The sequence below is a fragment of the Chryseobacterium sp. GM_Chr_2 genome, from assembly GCF_026540445.1.
GTDB lineage: Bacteria > Bacteroidota > Bacteroidia > Flavobacteriales > Weeksellaceae > Chryseobacterium.
Genome location: NZ_JALNUD010000001.1, coordinates 1 through 17,822 on the forward strand (window position 1 = coordinate 1; position 17,822 = coordinate 17,822).

Genomic DNA, 17,822 nt, shown 5'->3' on the forward strand with positions numbered 1-17,822 from the left:
ATCCACTCCAATTACTTTTTTTGATACTTTTGACATACAAAATCTTTTTATTAAAGAGGTTTTCTTCTGATCCACCATGGTAAAAGTTTTAGTCAAACAACGTTCTATCCGGATTGGGAAGAAAACAGCAACAGGGGACTAAAATCAGGGGCGATATCTTGGTATCAAACGAGCGTCGGTCTTTATCGTGCTGCTTTTACTCTTTAGGTTAATTTTTTTAACTAAGCTATACTTATTTTTTTCTCTTTGCAAACTTACCATTGAAACGGCATCCTTTTGGGTGCGGCCGCAGTGAAGCGAAGGCCGTACCCAAAAGATATAGTGAAAAGCTGGAAAAAGCTTAAAAAAAAGAATATTCAGCATCAAATTTTCAAGGTAAAATCCTTTTTTTTCTGATTTTGCTTTTATAATTTAATAAACTTACATTTGCAAAAATTTTGGTTTCCAATTATTTGGAATGAAAAGGGAATCGGGTGAAAATCCTGAGCTGTCCCCGCAACTGTAAATCGCAATCAAAATTTCTACGGAAAACCACTGTGCAAACGGGAAAGTGTGGAAAAGCGAAAGTCAGGAGACCTGCCAAAATCTAACTAAAATAATTGCTTTCGGTGGAAAAGTGAAAAGGTATGAATATAAAAAGATCTTTAGTCCTGCTTTTTTCGTCTTATGGCTATTTTCTGTTTGGTCAGGAAAAGGTGATAGACACGGTGTATGTTTTTGACAATCAAATGAACAAGGTAAAACTTTTTCATAAAGTACAAACCATTACACCACAAGATATTGAGAAAAATTCTACCAATCTTTCAGAACTTTTACGTTTTCAAACGCCTGTTTACATTAAGGAAAACGGTCGGGGTGCTGTTTCGTCTCCGTCTTTTCGAGGAACTACTGCTCAACAGACTGCTTTTGTATGGAACGGAATCAATATTAATTCCAATTTTTTAGGTCAGGCAGATGTTAATAATATTTCTTTCGGTGGTTTTGATCAGCTTGATGTGAAAGCCGGCGGCGGAAGTGTAATTTATGGAAGCGGTGCCATCGGAGGAAGCATTCACCTTAATAATACGCTGGATTTTAATAAAGGTTTTCACGCTTCTCTTTTTTCTGAGGCGGCATCTTTCGGAACCTTTAATAATCTTTTGAAAGGTTCTTACAGCAATGATAAATTCAGTTTTAAAGTTTCGGGAAACTATTCGGTTAGCGAAAATGATTATGAGGTTGAAGAATCACAGAATTATATCAACAGAAATGGGGAATACAATAATACCAACTTCAATTTTTCGGCAGCTTATAAAGTAGCTCCGCATCATCAGATTTCGTGGATTTCGGAGTTTTTTAACGGAAATCAGAATTATCCTGTCTTTTTTGAAAGCCAAACTAAAACGAAATATGAAACTCAGAATATACGAAGTTTAATTTCCTGGGACTGGACTCAATCAAAGTTTTCGAATTCCTTCAAAGCAGCTTATACCGAGGAAAATTTTCAGTATTTTTCTGATATTAATAAATCTTATTTCAGCGGAGGAAGCGGGAAAAATTATATTGTAAAAAACGATTTTAACTATTTCATCACTCCCAAATGGAATTTTAACCTTATCTCGGAATTTCAATTAAACAAAGCCGAAGGTCTTAAACAATCTCAACTTGGAGATGTGAGCAGAAATGTAGGCTCTTTTGCTGCTTTGATTCGTTATTTCACCACAAAAGACCTGAGATTTGAAGCCGGAATTAAAAAAGATTTTGTGGAAGATATCAGTTCGCCCCTTCTTTTTTCTTTTTCAGGAAAATGGAATGCTGCGTCGTGGTATTATGTAAATTTAGATTTTTCAAAAAATTTCCGGTACCCTTCATTTAATGATCTTTATTGGCAACCCGGAGGAAATCTTAACCTGAAGCCAGAGACTTCTTATCAGGCAGAATGGGGAAATCAATTTAAAATAGCTGATGTAAAACTGTCTTTAACGCCATATTATATAAGAGTTTATGATATGATTGTCTGGCAGCAGAACGGAACTCCTTATTATTCTGCGACCAATATTTCGAATGTAAGATCGTATGGACTTGAAGCACAATTGGAATATGCTAAAAAAATCGGGAAACATAACTTTCAGTCCAGTTTAGGCTATTCTTACACCAAATCTATTGATCTGGAAAAAGATAAACAGCTGATGTATGTTCCTCTTCATAAATTTTTTGGAAATATTGATTATCGATATGATTTCCTTAGATTGTATGTTCAGGGATTATTTAACGGATTAACCTACACCTCGAGTGATGCTAAAAAAGAGGCTTCTTTGGATCCTTATTTTGTGATGAATGCAGGAGTTTCCGGAACCTTTCTTAAAAACTATACGATAGGCTTTAAAGTCAATAATATTTTTGATCAGGTTTACTATACGATGCTGTCTTATCCTTTACCTAAAAGAAACTACAGCGTAACTCTAAATATTAATTTTTAAAATAGAAGATATGAACATCAGAAAAATTTTACCTTTTGTATTTGCTTCGGCATTGGTTTTCAACGTTGCGTGTAGCAGTGATAGTGACGAAATTGCCCCAGTAACATACGAAAACGGAATTCTTATAAGTGATGAAGGAGGGTTCAGCACACCTACTTCTAATGTATCATTTGTAAGTAATGATCTTGGAAAAGTTTATACTAAAATTTATTCTACCAATAACAGTAATGAAAACTTAGGTAATGTGTTGCAAAGCATTGGCTTCAGTGGAGATAAAGCATACTTGGTTTCAAACGTTCCGAATAAAATTGATATTGTTAACAGATACACGTTTAAAAAACAAACTACTGTAACCAGTAATCTTGACAATCCAAGATATATTGCATTTTCAGGAAATCAATACTATGTTACCAACAATAACTTCTACGATGTGATGAAAATGAATGTGTACAATACCGCTGATAACTCTTTTGTTAAAAGCATCGACTTTCCTCGTTCTGCAGAAAAAATTGTAGAAGCGGGCGGAAATATTATTGTTCAGACTGATGGTGTTACCTACGAGACTACCGCTCCTTATGGAGAATTACCAACTGGTTACACAATTACAGTTATTTCTTCTTCAAATAACATTGATAAAGTGATCACTCTTCCCTCTAATGGAATTATCCGCGATTTGATTTCTTACAATGGAAAACCATATGTATTGGCTTCAGACAACACCAATTCTTATATTTATGAGTTGAATACTTCTGCGGGAACTTATCAAACAACCACGCTTACAGCTATTCCTCAAGCACAAAAATTAAGAATTACAGACAATAAAATCTACTTTACCACATCAGGTAACAAAATCTATACGATGAACTTTGGATCTACCACAGTTCCAACAGCTCCATTAGCTACATCTACAGGAAACCTGTATGGTTTTAATGTAATAGACGGAAGAATTTATGTTTCAGATGCTAATTACTCAGGAGACAGTAAAGTAAATGTTTATGATGCTACCTCTGGGGCATTATTAAAAACTTTCGCTACAGGTATTGCTACGAATGGTTTTTATAAGAACTAAAAAGGCAATTTAGCTTAAAAGAAGATTTAATCTTAAAGATTAAAAAACTCCAAGAATTATATTTTCTTGGAGTTTTTTTTTGCTAAAATTTCATTAATTCACTTAATCAATTCATAATAAACGTAATCTTATTATATTTCATATATGGCCAGTCGTTAGTATTTATATTTAATTTTAGATTTTCATAATTTAGCAGATTGACTATTATATTGTCCTCAATATTGAAAAGGATTCGATCTAGTCTATCTTCAAATGTGTAAGAGTCATGTCCAATATATCCTTTTGTTCCTAATAATGTGTCTGCCATTAGATTATAAAAATCTATATCAGATTTCACTCTATTTAAATCAATTTCATTGTATGTATTAATAATTAGATTCGTATTATTCCATATTCTGCAACATGAATTATATGCCTTTTTTAAATCTTCATCTAAATTCAGAAAATCAACCTGAATATTTTTTGACCAAAGCATGAGTATATCAATAATGTATTGATTATAATTATCTCCGTTATAATCTATTATAGGGATTCCTTTTAAAACAATTTTATCATTCGCAAAAACAGAATCTTAGATTCTAAAGTCAAAGTCATATAAAACATCCTTATATCCATCACCGTTTTTTATTTCAATTGTAAAATGAATAATCTGCATATAAAATGTGTCCCAATCAATCTCTTCATTCAGAAATAAAATATTTTCCAGAATAAATTCTTTTCCGAAACTGTTACTGAAAGATGTCATTTTAATCGATGATGATTCAATTATAACTAAATCTTCATATTTAATTATGATATTCATTAGAATAAACTTTGTAAAATATTTCTTTTAAAATAAAAAAAATTAGCGTATTAAGTTAGTACGCTAATCTAGTAGTAAATCTGCGATATCTGCGAACAAATGTTTAGTAAGCTTTAATTGAAAATTTCAGCAATTATTTTATCATCTTTATTTTCCGCAATAAAATGCTCCATTTTATCTTTTAGTATTTCTAATGTTAAATAATCATTGGATGAAGAACTAAATCTAATAATTGCAACCCAATCGGGATATTCACTATCTTCATTATACATCAACTTTTCCTTAGAGTTTTCAATCAGAAATTTATTAAACTTTATTTTAAAATAATGATAATCTAATTGTTTTCCTATGCAATAACTCTCTAAAAACAGCCTATATTCTTCTACATTTCTAATGTGAAATACACCTGGCTTTTTTAAAAAATATCTGGGGATATTAATGTCTTGTGATTCTATCATATTTACAACAGCTAATTCTTTAGTCTATTTGTTTTGCAAACCAATCTCTATATTACCTATTTTTTAGAGCAATAAAAAAGTTTTATAGAATTAAAATCCTGAAATCCATAATAGATTATTTAAAGTAAATCTACCAACTATAAAATCATCGGGATAATCTTTAAATCCATTTTTCATTTTTAGATTATTAACGACATCATTAGCAATGTTCTCATCTAAAAATACCCCAATAACTCTCTCATCATCCAAAAAAGTATGAATAGTATAGACATGGCTTACTTGAAAAACATACTGCAAACCTAATTCCTTTATTGATTTACTATTTTCACTTATGATATCTTTTTCTTTTAAATAGTCTCTTCCAACTTCTCCTATAACACTATCGAAACCATTTAGCCAATGAACTTTATTTAATTCATATTTTTTAATAATTAATCCATTAGGGTAGTCTCTAAATCCAGGAAGCTTCAGAGCATTTTCTTTTGCTTCTTCCAACTTCTCCATATCATCAAAGTATCCTAAAAATTTAGAAGATGTATAATTGTCGTCGTCTGTATAAGTATGCTCTAGTGCATATACAAAATAATCCATATTTTTTATTTAGTATTAAATACTAATTTATTTGCACCTGAAATTTAGATTTTCCCAATAATAAAACAATAGTTTCAAAAAAATATTTGCTGGTATTATTAATAATAGTTTCAGTATTATTAAATATTATACAATTATCTATTGTATTATTCTTACAAAGATCAATTAAAAAATCGTCTAAAGAATCCAGATTACTTCCAAAAAAACCTCTTTTCCCCATAATAGACTCTCCCAAATAATAATACAAATCTTCACTACAGTTAATCAATTCGCCCTGAATATTTATATCGCCTTTATTTTCAATCACATAGTCATAACTATTCCAAAGATAACAGGCACCAAGGTAAGAAGCCTTCATTTCCAGACTATTAATTTTTAACCATTCTATTTCAATATTTTGGCTCCATAAATAAAAAACATCTACAATTAATTGATTATAATTGGATTTTAGAGCACTTTCCTTATTTGACATGACAGCCTCTATTAATATTTCGTCATCAATATTATGTTCTTCATTAAGAAAAATATAATTAGTAAAAAATGTTGTTTTATATAAGCAAATAGAAAGATTAATCTTAGTTTTTACATAAATGCTTAAACATCCTTCATATTCAATTTCATCCGAAATTATATCTCTTGAATCTTTATCAATCTTTAAAATTAACTTGTCTTCAATAATATTTTCATTTCTTTCTAATTTTATATAATGAATTCCAAAACTTTTATCATTAAGTAATATTTGCATCCATTTCTCTTTTATTTTGTGAATTTGTTTATAAAGTTTAAGTTTTAACATTGTTTTATAATTTTTCAATTTCCTTGTAATAAAAATTATTGCTGTATTTTTTAATTATACTTAACATACATTCATTCTTATATCCACAAATCATCAAAATATTTTGCAAAGGTATTTAATCCCTTTTTTATATTTTCTTTAATAATATCTCTTTCCATATTCTCAAATTTATCTGGAAAGTTATAATATTCAAAAGGGAAAAGCATTTCTTCAAGTTTTTGACTCCAAAACTCAAACATTGAGTCTACATTCATTTTTTTCCCTTTAAAATGGCTTTCATTTTTAAAGTTGGGTAAAGTAGGCATTTCTTTTTTATCTACTTTCTCTTTAAAAGCTTTTAATCTTGGATAGATAAATTCAGCCAAAACATATTTTAGATTATATAATTTCTCTTTATCCATTATCTAAAAATTAACTAGTTTTTTAAAAATATATCTAAATCATCATTAACCTCTTGGATAACATATTTTAACTTTTCATCTTTAATATTATTGAATTCCCTACATATCAAATCTTTATTCAACAATTTCCCATATATTCTAGCAATACTACTTACTCCATATATAGCAGTTTTAGCAATTCCAAAATCTTTACATGGTATATATTTAATACATATCTCCTCTAGCCATTGTTAGATAATCTATCCCATTTATTGCTCCAACTATAGCCTCGATAATATTCTCGTTATTACTAAAAAATTTAATTACTTCAGATCTATTACTATAATTATAATTTTTATATTCCATTTTCTAAATTAATTTTTCTTAGGCCACAAAGGTTTTCCGTTTTTAATTAACAACTTTATTTTTAATTAAAAACATTAAATATAACTTTATTTAAAAAAATTTAATAGACTGATGAATTTATTCTCCAAGCACCTAATCCAACAACAGTCTCGGCGGTTTCTTCGAAACCGCCGAGACTTTATTTTATTTCTTAATATAATATCTCAAAAATATAATCTCTAAAGCTCCTATCAACCACCAAATCGGAAACCTAAAAAAGGTATAAAGCAAGGTAAAATTATCAACATACGGTTGACCTTTTATTGCTTTTTGAATTTCAAAATCCATGGAAAAATTAGGAATTATAAATCCAAAAAATAAAAACGCAACCAAATATAAAATCCAATTGCGTTTTTTAATTATTTTATACTTCCAAACTCCAATATTGAAGATGAAAATTAATGCTAAAATGATATAATCAAATGTTCCAAAAAACATTTTAAACAAGTGTTAGTCCAAGTTTTTCAGCTTCAGCAATCACAAAACTTCTTGCTTCTTCACTATCATTTCCAATTTCGCCTTCAAGAATAGCTTCCTTTACTTTTTCTTTTAAAATACCAATTTCTCGTCCAGGTTTAAGATTAAACATTGCCATAATTTCTTCACCGGAAATCGGCGGTTGGAAATTTCTCACCTGATCTTTTTCCTCCACTTCTTTAATCTTTACCGCAACATATTCAAAATTCTTTTTGAACTTTTCCTGTTTCTTAGAATTTTTGGTTGTGATATCGGCTTTGCAAAGCGTAAATAAAGCTTCTAAATCTTCTCCTGCATCAAATAATAACCTTCTTAAAGCAGAATCCGAAGCATCATCCGTAATTAAAGCAATTGGACGGGACGAAAGTTTCACCATTTTCTGAACATATTTCATGTCCGAGCCTAATGGCAATTTCAATCGTTGGAACAAAGTTTTCACCATTTTTGAACCTAAAAACTCATGTCCGTGGAAAGTCCAGCCCGTTCCTTCTACGAATTTTTTTGTCGGCGCTTTTCCGATATCGTGAAGTAAAGCCGACCAACGGAGCCACAGATTATCTGTATTTTCAGAAATATTATCAACAACTTCCAGAGTATGGTAAAAATTATCTTTATGGGTTTGTCCTTCTACTTCTTCAACACCTTTCAGATCCATTAATTCAGGAATAATTAATTTCATCAAACCTGTTTGTTCCATTAATTTTAAACCAATTGAAGGCTTTTTCGAAAGCATGATTTTATTGAATTCAACCATGATTCTTTCCATCGAAACAATCTTAATTCTTTCCGATTCCTGCGTAATTGCTTCCAAAGAATTTTCTTCAATCTGAAACTGTAAAGTCGAAGCAAAACGAATCGCTCTCATCATTCTCAAAGGATCATCAGAATAAGTCTGAGCAGGCTCCAAAGGCGTTCTCAAAATGCCTTTTTCCAAATCATCAATTCCGTTAAAAGGATCAATTAATTCACCAAAGTTATCCTGATTTAAAGAAATGGCCATCGCATTTACCGTAAAATCTCTTCTTTTTTGATCGTCTTCAATTGTTCCACCTTCAACTTCAGGTTTTCTGCTGTTTTCGGAATAGCTTTCCTTTCTTGCACCGACAAATTCCAGCTCAAGATCTTTATATTTAATCATCGCCGTTCCGTAGGTTTTGAAGACAGAGACCTTCATTTTCGGATCGATTTCCTTTCCTACATTTTTCGCCAATTCAATTCCGCTTTGTTCAGTCACAAAATCAATATCTGTTGAAGCTTTTCTTTTCATCAGCAAATCCCGAACATAACCACCAACAACATACACAGATTGATTGTTTCTGGCTGCAACCTCAGAAATTATTTTGAAAAGTTTTAGATTTTTATTTTGATTTAAATTGATTAACATTTTTTAATAGATGTTAGATATTAGATGCTAGATATTAGACTTACAACGATATGCTTTATAATTGTTAACTTATATCTAATGTAAAACCACTAAGAAATCAGATTTTAGGTTAATACACTAAATTTCCGACTTCTTAATGGTTAAATGGTTTTGCAAAGATAATTAAAATCTTTTCTTTTATTCGCGAAGAACTTTTATTCTATTATCGCTCCAGATTTTGATCACCGAAGAACCTGAATATTTTGAAACAACGTCTCTGTTTTCTTCTACCGCATAATCTACCAAATCGATCATTTCAGCGGAAATATCCGAGAATTTCATCGGACTTTTTTCTCCACTGAAATTCGCTGAAGTTGAAACCAACGGCTTATTTAATTTTGTGATTAATTTTTTACAAAAATCATTTTTCACCAAACGAATTCCTATGCTTCCGTCTTCTGCCAATAGTTCTTTCGGTAAACCTTTTGGATTTTCGTAAACAATTGTTACTGGTTTTTCACTTAAATCAATGATTTCCCAAGCCATTTCCGGAACGTCAACCAAATCCTGCAATCTCTTTTCAGATTCCACCAAAATAATCATGGATTTGTTTTTTTCACGTTTTTTAATGTCAAATATTTTATTGACTGCTTCTATATTTGTTGCGTCACAACCAATTCCCCAGATCGTATCTGTTGGATAAAGGATTGTTCCACCGGATTTTAGTATATTGACGATGTTTTCCATTGTTTTCTGTCATTGCGAAGAGCAAAGCGACGCGGCATCTCAAAAAGGATCCATTATATCCTTAATATCTTCTGCCAAATCCTTCCATTCCTCATTAAATGAATTTATTAAATTTAATTTTTTCTTTCTAGAACCTGCTTTAATCTGTTTCTCTCTGAAAATCGCATCTCCAATTTCTTGAAAAGATTCCCAGTAAACAAGTTTACACACATTGTATTTTGATGTAAAGCTTAATTCATGTAGTTTTTCTTTATGCTCCTGAACTCTTTTTGGCAGATTTGATGTAACACCTGTATAAAGAACAGTATTATTTTTATTAGTCATGATGTATACAAAACCGGGCTTCATTTGTGTAAATTTTAAGTATAATAATTCTAAAGATTGCTTCGTCGCTTCGTTCCTCGCAATGACAATAAAATTAAAAAATTCTACAAATTTGGCAAATATCTTTCTTCAATAATATTCAAATGATGGATATTATGACCAACAATCAGCTTTCCAATGGTTTCCGCTGAAATTTGATTTCCATTGGCAGTTCCGATATTTTTCAAAGCTGATGAATTTGCTGTTTCCAGTAACATCTGAGAAGACTTTCTGATCAATTGATATTCTTCCAACAAAGAACTCAAACTTCTTTCATTAGCAAAAGATTGATCTGCATATAATTCCTCATCAAAGCATGGCAATTCATTTTGATCACCTCTTGCAAAAGCTAAAATTCTGTATTGAAAAACCCTTTCTGTATCAGATAAATGCAACAGCAATTCTTTCAAAGTCCATTTTCCTTCTGCATAAGCAAAAAGTGATTGTTCTTCTGTAAGTTTTGAATATATTTCAACGGTTTTTTCACCCGATTTTTTCAATTCTTCCAACCAATCTTCGGATGGAATATGATCTAGATATCTTTGTACGTATTTTTGAAAATCAGTCATGTTAATATGAGTAATAAGTAATTGGTAATGAGCAATATTTTAAATTAATAATTGTTAATTATCAGCGTTCGTCCATTCGTAGAAATTCACTTCATCGTAAATTTCGAATCCGCAAGATGGATATAATTGATTTCCGATGTCATTGGATTTTCCGGTTTCAAGGAGAATTCCAGCTGCATCGGTAAATTTTGCCAATCCTTTTGAATCTTCAATCATTTTTTTTGAAAAGCCTTTTCCACGGTGATTTTCGTTGACATATAAATCATTCAGCAACCAATAACGTTTCATTCTTGTTGATGAAAATAATGGATATAATTGAACAAAACCCACCAACTCCCCTTCACTTTCAGCGACAAAAATTTCAGAATCTTTGTTTTCGATTCTTTCTGTTAAAAACTTTTTGGCAGCAGATATATCTGAATCTTTATGATAAAAAATTCTGTATTGATCGAATAGTTCAGCTAATTGATCTATATCTTTAATTTCGACTTTTCTTGTCATAATTAATTTTAAAACTTTGTCAAAGCTCAATCGTTGAAAACAAAACTTTGACAAAGTAAATTATAAATGATGATCGTAACTCAGTACACGTTTCATTTTCCAGTTTTTCCCATCAAGAATCCAAAGAATGGTAAATTTTGCGCGACTTCCTTTAATCCATTTTCCATTAGAAAGCTCTGCAAATTCATGCTCACCTTCCTGAATGAAAGCGTATAAAAGATTGTTGTTATACAAAGGATACACTTTCATGCTGTTGGGAACCAATTCGCGTTTTACTTTGTTGGGCCCGCCGCAAATATTATTTTTAATGGAAGCTGTGAAAGCTGCTTTTCCGGAAGTAATTCCACCTTTGTCGTGGTAAAATTCAAGGTCGTCGCTAATGATAGAATCATAATGAGAAAGGTCACATTTATTAAATCCGATATCGAATATTAAACTGTCTAATTTTTTTGCTGTTTTGTATAATTCGTTGGTATTTTTTACCTGAGAATATACAATTTGACTTAAAATTAACAACATTAAAATCTGAATCTTTCTCATTATGGTTATTTTTAAATAATTCTTTAGGCTAATTTTTTTTAACGCAAGGTTCGCAAAGATTTTTTGACTACTATACGTATTTAAATTCGCAAAGGCGTTTCACTTAACTAAGTTCGCTAAGATTTATTCTATTAAGAAAAAGCTCTTTCCAAATCTGCGATAAGATCTTCTGCGTCTTCGATTCCAACGCTCAGACGAACCAAATCGTCTGTAATCCCAAGTTCAGCGCGTTTTTCGGCAGGAATTGAAGCGTGAGTCATTAAAGCAGGGTGATTTGCCAAAGATTCTACTCCACCCAAAGATTCTGCCAAAGTGAAAACTTTTACTTTTTCTAAAAACTTGATCGCATCTTCTTTTTTACCAGACTTGAAAGTGAAAGAAACCATTCCTCCGAAATCTTTCATCTGGGTTTTTGCCAATTCAAATTGTGGGTGAGATTCTAATCCCGGATAAATCACCTGATCAACAGCTGGGTGAGTTTCCAAATATTTTGCTACAGCCATTCCGTTTTCTGAATGTCTCTGAACTCTTAACGCCAATGTTTTAATTCCTCTCAACACCAAATAAGAATCGTGAGGTCCTAAAATTCCACCACTTGCAAATTGAATGAAGTGAAGTTTATCTCCCAACTCAGCATCTTTCGCGATCAAAGCTCCTGCAATAACATCGGAATGACCTCCTAAATACTTTGTTGCAGAGTGCATTACGATATCTGCTCCTAAATCAATTGGTCTTTGAAGATATGGCGTTGCAAAAGTGTTATCAACGGCAACAAGGATATCTTTTCCTTTTGCAATTTCTACAACTGCTTTAATATCAACCAATTTCATTAATGGATTTGTTGGAGTTTCAACCCAGATTAATTTAGTTTTATCTGTAATGACATCGGCAATTTTAGAAACATCATCAAAATTCACGAACGTAAATTTCAACTGATATTTTTCGAATAATCTCGTGAACATTCTGTATGTTCCACCGTATAGATCATCAACTGCAACTACCTCATCACCAGGATTTAATAATTTTAAAACACAGTCGATGGCAGCCAAACCAGAACCGAAAGCCAAACCTCTCGCTCCGTTTTCGATGCTTGCCAAAGAATCTTCCAAAGCCTGTCTTGTAGGGTTTGCCGCTCTTGAATATTCGTAACCGGAATGTACTCCCGGAGATTTTTGTGCGAATGTTGATGTTAAAAATACAGGAACGTTCACAGAACCTGTTGCAGATTCGTGGTGTTGTCCTCCGTGAATAACTTTTGTATTAAAATTCATTGCTTTATATTTTTGGTTGGAAGCTGGATGACCGAAGCTGAATGTCTTGAAAACTTCCAACATCCGACTTCCATCATCCAGCTTTTTTTACATTTTTATTGCAGATTTAATGGCAAATTCTTCAGCGATTTGCTCGATCCATTGTGCCACATCTTCCTCACCTGTCGCTCTTTGGTACGTATTTCCAAGAGAAACAAAAATCTGATGCATGAACATTTTCATTTGGTCAACAGGCATTTCTTTCGTCCAAAGATCGATTCTTAAAGCTTCCATTGCTTTTTCGTCCCAAACAGAAATCATGACCGCTTTTGTTTCCTCCTTTTCTACTCCACCATCTTGCGCATTCCAAGTCATTGTTTCCGGAATGTGGTTTTCATCTAATTCTACATCTATCGTAATCTGAGTTTTTCTCATAACTTTCTATTTATTTCTAAATTTTTAATTCTATTTTTCTAATTTCGGCTTATATCCTGATTGGTTAAAAATCACCGTTGCATCCATTTTCAGGAAATCTAATAATTTTGTTTCCGGTTTTTCTTTTAAGTAAGATTTACAAATCTGCCATCCTGTATAAATCCCAATCTGAGGCGAAGATTCGTTATCTATCTCTGTATAAAATTTTGAAAACGGCCCTGGTGAAAGAAAACGTTCTTCTAATCTATGATCATCTCCGAAAAGCAGATTATTTTCAACAAAATAATTCCAGATATTCGCTTCATTGGCAACAGCCCAATCATACTGTTTTTGAGTATAATTCATTTTAAGATAATCGGGAAAACTTGGTAAAAAAGCATCCTGAAGAATCATAATTTTACCATTCAGCATCATTTGATCGATAAATTTCTGATGATCCGGCGATTCTTTTACAAAACCTTCAGCAAAAATTTGAGAAACTTTCGGCACAATATTATTCGGATTCATCGATTTCTGAAAATACATTTCCAGCCCTTTGTAATTGGCATTATTTTCACCCATAAATCCCGTCACATCTATAAACAGTAAATTTTCTTTTGATTCATAGAAAATCGGATCCTGAACCATTTGTAAAGCTGAGGAAAATAAAAATACTTTTGGGCTTTTGAACTGTGGAAAATAATATTTAATATGTGAAAATAATTCGTGAAGCTCTTTCTGAAGTTTTTGTACATCAATCTTGGCAATGGCTTCTTTATACACTTTTACTTCCTGTGAGTCAGCTCTTCTTTTTCCGAAATCGGCATCAGAAACCGTTCCCTGAAACCAAGGAAATTTTGATTTAAACTGATCTAAAGGTACATTTTGATCATAAAACTCTTTGGAAATATCTGTAATCTCTACTTTTTCCGCCGGATTTTTCACTTCTACATTCCATTGGTTTTGAGATTCTTTCTTACAAGAACTCAATCCTAAAACTAAAAGGAGAGAAAGCGCAATAGTTCTGAAAATCTTCATTATTTTTACAAAAATTTTGATTCACAAAAATACGGATTATTAAAACAATCGACATGATGAATAAGAAAATATTTGCAGCACTATCTATCTTCGCTGCAGTTGCTATGGTTCCCGCTCAGGCACTAGAATTCAAGGATAAAAATCTTGAAAAAGCAGTGGTTGAAAACTTTGATTTGAATAAGAATGGTTCCATCGATAAATTTGAAGGCGATCAAGTAACTAATTTGTTTTTAGTTCAAAAAAACATCACTTCTACAGACGATTTGGTACTTTTTCCGAATGCTAAAATGATCGTTTTGGATGATAATGCCATTCCCAATGTCAACTTAAAAAACCTACAAAGACTTGATTTGTTTTCATGCACGGGATGTAAAATTTCAACTTTTTCTGCAGAAAACCTTAAAAGTTTAGCTTCATTATATTTGGACAACAATTCTATTGAAACTTTTTCGTTAAAAACATCACCAAGAATCGATCAATTAACGATTTCGTTGAATAAGCTTAAAAGTATTGATGTAAGTTCGTTGAAATATTTAAGAAAATTAAACGTAGAACATAATCAGATTCAGAAATTGGATATTTCTAAAAATCTAAATTTGCAAACGTTAAATATCGGTGGAAATAAAATGAAAGAAACTGACATTAAAAAAGGGGCAAAAACAGATTTTACCCTTTTTGGAGCTGAACAATAACAACCATGCGATTAGAAACCGAACGATTAATCCTAAGAAAATTAGAGGAAAACGATGTTGAGCGAATGTTTTTGCTTGACTCCAATTCTGATGTAATGAAATACATTGGCGTTGAACCTTTGACCGAACCAGATCAATCGCGAGAAGTCATTAAAATCATTCAGAAACAATATTCGGAAACAGGATTAGGAAGGCTTGCTGTAATTGAAAAATCTACAGGTTTATTAATCGGATGGTGCGGGTTAAAACTTTTAACGCAGGCAACCAACGGTTATAAAAATGTATACGAATTAGGTTATCGCTTTTTGCCAGAAACTTGGGGAAAAGGCTATGCTTCAGAAGCTGCAAAAGCATCTTTAGAATATGGTTTTCATCAGATAAAAGCCAATATTATTTACGCATATGCCCATTGTGAAAATGAGGCATCTCTTCATATTTTAACAAAATTAGGATTTGAAAAAACCGGAGAATTTGAAGAACCAGACGGCATTTGCTTTTGGTATGAATTAACTTTGGAAAAATATTTAACAAAACAATGATATCATTAAGACCCGAAGAGGAAAGAGATTATGAAAAGATTTTTCAGGTAATTGAAGAAGCTTTTAGAAATGTAGAAAACAGTGATCATCAGGAACATTTTTTGGTTGAAAAACTGAGAAAATCAGAAGATTTCATTCCTGAATTATCTATTGTTGCCGATTTTGTGAATGACGATACGGGCGAAGAAGAGCTTGTGGGACATATTTTGTTTTCAAAAGTGACAATAGAAAACGGTTCAGAATCTTTTGAATCTTTAGCACTCGCTCCTGTTTCTGTAAAACCTGAATATCAAAATCAGGGAATTGGCGGGCATCTGATCGCTTTCGGACATGTTATTGCTCAGGAATTGGGTTTTAAATCTGTGGTTTTGATTGGCCATGAGAAATATTATCCGAAATTTGAATATAGAAAAGCAAGTGATTTTGGAATTACTTTTCCTTTTGAAATTCCCGATGCAAACGGCATGGCGGTTGAATTAGTAGAAAATGGCTTAAAAGGAGTAAAAGGAGTGGTAAAATATCCTAAAGAATTTGGAATAGAATAAAAAATTTAAACATACAATGCAGACACAAAAAGTAATAGATCATATTGTAGCGTGGTTGAAAGATTATGCTGAAAAATCAAGAGTAAATGGTTATGTAATCGGAGTTTCAGGTGGTGTAGATTCCGGTGTTGTTTCTACTTTGGCAGCAATAACGGGTTTAAAAACCTTATTAATTGAAATGCCGATTCGCCAGAAAGAAGATCAGGTAAACAGAGCTTGGGAACATATGAATGATTTGAAATCGAAATTCCCGAATGTTGAAACAATGTCTGTAAATCTTACTCCTGCTTTTGAAGAGCTTTACAAAACATTTGACGTACACGATGATCTTTATCCAAACGAAAAACTGGCTTTTGCCAACACAAGATCTCGTTTGAGAATGCTTACGTTGTATTATTACGGACAAATCAATGGTCTTTTGGTTTGCGGAACGGGAAATAAAGTAGAAGATTTCGGGATTGGTTTTTACACAAAATATGGTGATGGCGGTGTAGATATCTCTCCTATTGCTGATCTTTACAAAACAGAAGTCTACAAACTGGCAACTGCTTTAGATTTAGTTAAAAGCATTCAGGAAGCCATTCCTACCGATGGGCTTTGGGATGCCGAAAGAACAGATGAAGATCAGATTGGAGCAACATATCCTGAGCTTGAGAAAATTCAGAAAGAATACGGAACAAAAACTGTAGATGATTATGAAGGAAGAGACAAGGAAGTTTTCCAAATCTTCGACAGAATGCATAAAGCCGCTCAGCATAAAATGAACCCGATTCCGGTTTGCGATATTCCTGAAGAGTGGAGAGCATAAAAGTGAATAGTCAATAGTGAATTTTTTATATTTTGAGTTTAATATTGACTATTGATTACGAAGTAAAATTCACAATTGACATTATAAATTATGAACAGCAAAACACGTCCGTTATTTTTCATTTGTTTAGGTCTTCTTTTTGGGATGGCCGTGATGTATATTTATAATAATTTCATTTCAGATCAACAAACTGAACATGTAAATCCAAAGATTGAATACGGTTCATCAACAGGAAATATCAACAATAACGATCAATCAATTGATGAATTAACGAATGAAAAAACGGTCATTAATTATGTGAAACAAAACCATCAGCTTCCTGATTATTACATCACAAAAAATGAAGCCAGAAAGCAGGGCTGGAATCCTGGAAAAGGTAATCTTTGTGAAGTTTTACCGGGTAAGGCCATTGGGGGCGACAAGTTTAGCAATAGAGAAAAAAGCTTGCCTCAAGGTGTACAATATTTTGAAGCAGATGTAAATTATCACTGTGGAAACAGAAATGCTGATCGTATTGTTTTCACTCAAAATGGTGATGTTTATTTAACGAAAGATCATTATAAAAGTTTTGAAAAACAGTAATGTTTTCTAACAAAAGTAACTTCAATTGATTAATTGAATCCTTATTGAGATTGCTTCGTTGCTTTTGCTCCTCGCAATGACGAAAAACAAGAATACAACATTATGAATACAATATACATAGATTTTACTGAGATTGGAGATTACGAAGATTTTTACACTCAGCTTAAAGAAAAATTAATTCTTCCTGAACATTTCGGAGATAATCTGGATGCACTTTCAGATGTAATCACGGGAGAACTGGAAATGCCTCTTCACATTGAATTTGTGAATATGAGCGTAGATCAGCTGGAACTTTTTGAAGATCTTTTAACCACATTAGAAGATGCAGAAGATGAAGTTGAAGATTTCACTTTCACTTATTATCTTGAGCAATACGAAGACGATGAGGATGAAGAAACAGAAGACGAAGAATAATTTTAATTGAAATATTCAAA

General features: G+C 32.0%; 22 protein-coding genes and 1 riboswitch. Of the genes, 8 read left to right on the top strand and 14 right to left on the bottom strand.

Annotated features, from left to right (window positions below; all coding sequences use genetic code 11):
* Nucleotides 1-421: 421 nt before the first annotated feature.
* A riboswitch (cobalamin riboswitch) is annotated at nucleotides 422-599 on the top strand.
* Nucleotides 600-626: 27 nt separating this feature from the next.
* Nucleotides 627-2,459 (top strand): TonB-dependent receptor, encoded by a 1,833-nt coding sequence (locus OXQ85_RS00005; RefSeq protein WP_267401519.1) that lies wholly within the window; start codon nucleotides 627-629, stop codon nucleotides 2,457-2,459.
* A 10-nt stretch (nucleotides 2,460-2,469) separates the two neighbouring features.
* Nucleotides 2,470-3,528 (top strand): hypothetical protein, encoded by a 1,059-nt coding sequence (locus OXQ85_RS00010; RefSeq protein WP_267401520.1) that lies wholly within the window; start codon nucleotides 2,470-2,472, stop codon nucleotides 3,526-3,528.
* Between the two features lie 571 nt (nucleotides 3,529-4,099).
* On the opposite strand, the gene OXQ85_RS00015 is transcribed toward OXQ85_RS00010, so the two are convergent.
* From OXQ85_RS00015 to OXQ85_RS00080, 14 genes are all read right to left on the bottom strand, one after another.
* The gene (locus tag OXQ85_RS00015; RefSeq protein WP_267401521.1) at nucleotides 4,100-4,330 is read right to left on the bottom strand and encodes a hypothetical protein; all 231 of its coding nucleotides are present in this window, start codon (nucleotides 4,328-4,330) and stop codon (nucleotides 4,100-4,102) included.
* A gap of 113 nt (nucleotides 4,331-4,443) precedes the next feature.
* On the bottom strand, nucleotides 4,444-4,788 hold the full coding sequence (locus OXQ85_RS00020) for a hypothetical protein (RefSeq protein WP_267401522.1): 345 nt from the start codon (nucleotides 4,786-4,788) through the stop codon (nucleotides 4,444-4,446).
* Nucleotides 4,789-4,878: 90 nt separating this feature from the next.
* Nucleotides 4,879-5,379, bottom strand: coding sequence for a hypothetical protein (locus tag OXQ85_RS00025; RefSeq protein WP_267401523.1), 501 nt, complete (start codon nucleotides 5,377-5,379; stop codon nucleotides 4,879-4,881).
* A gap of 22 nt (nucleotides 5,380-5,401) precedes the next feature.
* On the bottom strand, nucleotides 5,402-6,175 hold the full coding sequence (locus OXQ85_RS00030; RefSeq protein WP_267401524.1) for a hypothetical protein: 774 nt from the start codon (nucleotides 6,173-6,175) through the stop codon (nucleotides 5,402-5,404).
* A 77-nt stretch (nucleotides 6,176-6,252) separates the two neighbouring features.
* Nucleotides 6,253-6,576 (bottom strand): hypothetical protein, encoded by a 324-nt coding sequence (locus OXQ85_RS00035; RefSeq protein ID WP_267401525.1) that lies wholly within the window; start codon nucleotides 6,574-6,576, stop codon nucleotides 6,253-6,255.
* An 823-nt stretch (nucleotides 6,577-7,399) separates the two neighbouring features.
* Nucleotides 7,400-8,821, bottom strand: a complete 1,422-nt coding sequence (locus OXQ85_RS00040) for an HD domain-containing protein (protein ID WP_267401526.1) — start codon at nucleotides 8,819-8,821, stop codon at nucleotides 7,400-7,402.
* 177 nt (nucleotides 8,822-8,998) lie between these two features.
* Nucleotides 8,999-9,547: an L-threonylcarbamoyladenylate synthase gene (locus OXQ85_RS00045; RefSeq protein ID WP_267401527.1), complete on the bottom strand. Its 549-nt coding sequence runs from the start codon at nucleotides 9,545-9,547 to the stop codon at nucleotides 8,999-9,001.
* A 39-nt stretch (nucleotides 9,548-9,586) separates the two neighbouring features.
* A complete protein-coding gene (locus OXQ85_RS00050) occupies nucleotides 9,587-9,895 on the bottom strand; it encodes a GIY-YIG nuclease family protein (RefSeq protein ID WP_267401529.1) in 309 nt (102 codons plus the stop codon).
* Between the two features lie 80 nt (nucleotides 9,896-9,975).
* Nucleotides 9,976-10,479, bottom strand: coding sequence for a DinB family protein (locus OXQ85_RS00055; RefSeq protein ID WP_267401530.1), 504 nt, complete (start codon nucleotides 10,477-10,479; stop codon nucleotides 9,976-9,978).
* A 54-nt stretch (nucleotides 10,480-10,533) separates the two neighbouring features.
* On the bottom strand, nucleotides 10,534-10,980 hold the full coding sequence (locus OXQ85_RS00060) for a GNAT family N-acetyltransferase (protein ID WP_267401531.1): 447 nt from the start codon (nucleotides 10,978-10,980) through the stop codon (nucleotides 10,534-10,536).
* Between the two features lie 60 nt (nucleotides 10,981-11,040).
* Nucleotides 11,041-11,520, bottom strand: coding sequence for a nuclear transport factor 2 family protein (locus OXQ85_RS00065; RefSeq protein WP_267401532.1), 480 nt, complete (start codon nucleotides 11,518-11,520; stop codon nucleotides 11,041-11,043).
* A 131-nt stretch (nucleotides 11,521-11,651) separates the two neighbouring features.
* Nucleotides 11,652-12,854 carry a cystathionine gamma-synthase gene (locus OXQ85_RS00070; protein WP_267401533.1) on the bottom strand — a complete coding sequence of 401 codons (1,203 nt, stop codon included), beginning with the start codon at nucleotides 12,852-12,854 and terminating at the stop codon, nucleotides 11,652-11,654.
* Nucleotides 12,855-12,878: 24 nt separating this feature from the next.
* Nucleotides 12,879-13,205, bottom strand: coding sequence for a gliding motility protein GldC (gldC, locus tag OXQ85_RS00075; protein WP_267401534.1), 327 nt, complete (start codon nucleotides 13,203-13,205; stop codon nucleotides 12,879-12,881).
* Nucleotides 13,206-13,235: 30 nt separating this feature from the next.
* Nucleotides 13,236-14,222, bottom strand: coding sequence for a gliding motility protein GldB (locus OXQ85_RS00080; protein WP_267401535.1), 987 nt, complete (start codon nucleotides 14,220-14,222; stop codon nucleotides 13,236-13,238).
* A 53-nt stretch (nucleotides 14,223-14,275) separates the two neighbouring features.
* Here OXQ85_RS00080 and OXQ85_RS00085 point away from each other — a divergent pair, with 53 nt between their 5' ends.
* The 6 genes from OXQ85_RS00085 (at nucleotide 14,276) to OXQ85_RS00110 (ending at nucleotide 17,802) form a co-directional block, all read left to right on the top strand.
* Complete coding sequence (locus OXQ85_RS00085) at nucleotides 14,276-14,914, top strand: leucine-rich repeat domain-containing protein (protein WP_267401536.1); 639 nt, start codon at nucleotides 14,276-14,278, stop codon at nucleotides 14,912-14,914.
* A gap of 5 nt (nucleotides 14,915-14,919) precedes the next feature.
* A complete protein-coding gene (locus OXQ85_RS00090; protein WP_267401538.1) occupies nucleotides 14,920-15,453 on the top strand; it encodes a GNAT family N-acetyltransferase in 534 nt (177 codons plus the stop codon).
* On the top strand, nucleotides 15,450-15,998 hold the full coding sequence (locus OXQ85_RS00095; protein ID WP_267401539.1) for an N-acetyltransferase: 549 nt from the start codon (nucleotides 15,450-15,452) through the stop codon (nucleotides 15,996-15,998). Before OXQ85_RS00090 ends, OXQ85_RS00095 begins: the two co-directional genes overlap by 4 nt.
* 16 nt (nucleotides 15,999-16,014) lie before the next feature.
* Nucleotides 16,015-16,806 carry an NAD(+) synthase gene (gene nadE / locus OXQ85_RS00100; protein ID WP_267401540.1) on the top strand — a complete coding sequence of 264 codons (792 nt, stop codon included), beginning with the start codon at nucleotides 16,015-16,017 and terminating at the stop codon, nucleotides 16,804-16,806.
* 90 nt (nucleotides 16,807-16,896) lie between these two features.
* Nucleotides 16,897-17,388: a ribonuclease domain-containing protein gene (locus OXQ85_RS00105; RefSeq protein WP_267401541.1), complete on the top strand. Its 492-nt coding sequence runs from the start codon at nucleotides 16,897-16,899 to the stop codon at nucleotides 17,386-17,388.
* Nucleotides 17,389-17,490: 102 nt separating this feature from the next.
* Nucleotides 17,491-17,802, top strand: coding sequence for a barstar family protein (locus OXQ85_RS00110; RefSeq protein WP_267401542.1), 312 nt, complete (start codon nucleotides 17,491-17,493; stop codon nucleotides 17,800-17,802).
* Nucleotides 17,803-17,822: the final 20 nt, after the last annotated feature.

Excerpts from the sequence above, each read along its gene's own strand:
- gldC (WP_267401534.1), bottom strand. The coding sequence starts at position 13,205 with ATGAGAAAAACTCAGATTACGATAGATGTAGAATTAGATGAAAACCAC.
- OXQ85_RS00055 (WP_267401530.1), bottom strand. The coding sequence starts at position 10,479 with ATGACTGATTTTCAAAAATACGTACAAAGATATCTAGATCATATTCCA.
- OXQ85_RS00090 (WP_267401538.1), top strand. The coding sequence starts at position 14,920 with ATGCGATTAGAAACCGAACGATTAATCCTAAGAAAATTAGAGGAAAAC.
- OXQ85_RS00005 (WP_267401519.1), top strand. The coding sequence starts at position 627 with ATGAATATAAAAAGATCTTTAGTCCTGCTTTTTTCGTCTTATGGCTAT.
- OXQ85_RS00020 (WP_267401522.1), bottom strand. The coding sequence starts at position 4,788 with ATGATAGAATCACAAGACATTAATATCCCCAGATATTTTTTAAAAAAG.
- OXQ85_RS00050 (WP_267401529.1), bottom strand. The coding sequence starts at position 9,895 with ATGAAGCCCGGTTTTGTATACATCATGACTAATAAAAATAATACTGTT.
- OXQ85_RS00065 (WP_267401532.1), bottom strand. The coding sequence starts at position 11,520 with ATGAGAAAGATTCAGATTTTAATGTTGTTAATTTTAAGTCAAATTGTA.
- OXQ85_RS00030 (WP_267401524.1), bottom strand. The coding sequence starts at position 6,175 with ATGTTAAAACTTAAACTTTATAAACAAATTCACAAAATAAAAGAGAAA.
- OXQ85_RS00015 (WP_267401521.1), bottom strand. The coding sequence starts at position 4,330 with ATGAATATCATAATTAAATATGAAGATTTAGTTATAATTGAATCATCA.
- OXQ85_RS00035 (WP_267401525.1), bottom strand. The coding sequence starts at position 6,576 with ATGGATAAAGAGAAATTATATAATCTAAAATATGTTTTGGCTGAATTT.
- OXQ85_RS00085 (WP_267401536.1), top strand. The coding sequence starts at position 14,276 with ATGATGAATAAGAAAATATTTGCAGCACTATCTATCTTCGCTGCAGTT.
- OXQ85_RS00010 (WP_267401520.1), top strand. The coding sequence starts at position 2,470 with ATGAACATCAGAAAAATTTTACCTTTTGTATTTGCTTCGGCATTGGTT.
- OXQ85_RS00025 (WP_267401523.1), bottom strand. The coding sequence starts at position 5,379 with ATGGATTATTTTGTATATGCACTAGAGCATACTTATACAGACGACGAC.
- OXQ85_RS00110 (WP_267401542.1), top strand. The coding sequence starts at position 17,491 with ATGAATACAATATACATAGATTTTACTGAGATTGGAGATTACGAAGAT.
- OXQ85_RS00045 (WP_267401527.1), bottom strand. The coding sequence starts at position 9,547 with ATGGAAAACATCGTCAATATACTAAAATCCGGTGGAACAATCCTTTAT.
- OXQ85_RS00070 (WP_267401533.1), bottom strand. The coding sequence starts at position 12,854 with ATGTTGGAAGTTTTCAAGACATTCAGCTTCGGTCATCCAGCTTCCAAC.
- nadE (WP_267401540.1), top strand. The coding sequence starts at position 16,015 with ATGCAGACACAAAAAGTAATAGATCATATTGTAGCGTGGTTGAAAGAT.
- OXQ85_RS00105 (WP_267401541.1), top strand. The coding sequence starts at position 16,897 with ATGAACAGCAAAACACGTCCGTTATTTTTCATTTGTTTAGGTCTTCTT.
- OXQ85_RS00040 (WP_267401526.1), bottom strand. The coding sequence starts at position 8,821 with ATGTTAATCAATTTAAATCAAAATAAAAATCTAAAACTTTTCAAAATA.
- OXQ85_RS00095 (WP_267401539.1), top strand. The coding sequence starts at position 15,450 with ATGATATCATTAAGACCCGAAGAGGAAAGAGATTATGAAAAGATTTTT.
- OXQ85_RS00080 (WP_267401535.1), bottom strand. The coding sequence starts at position 14,222 with ATGAAGATTTTCAGAACTATTGCGCTTTCTCTCCTTTTAGTTTTAGGA.
- OXQ85_RS00060 (WP_267401531.1), bottom strand. The coding sequence starts at position 10,980 with ATGACAAGAAAAGTCGAAATTAAAGATATAGATCAATTAGCTGAACTA.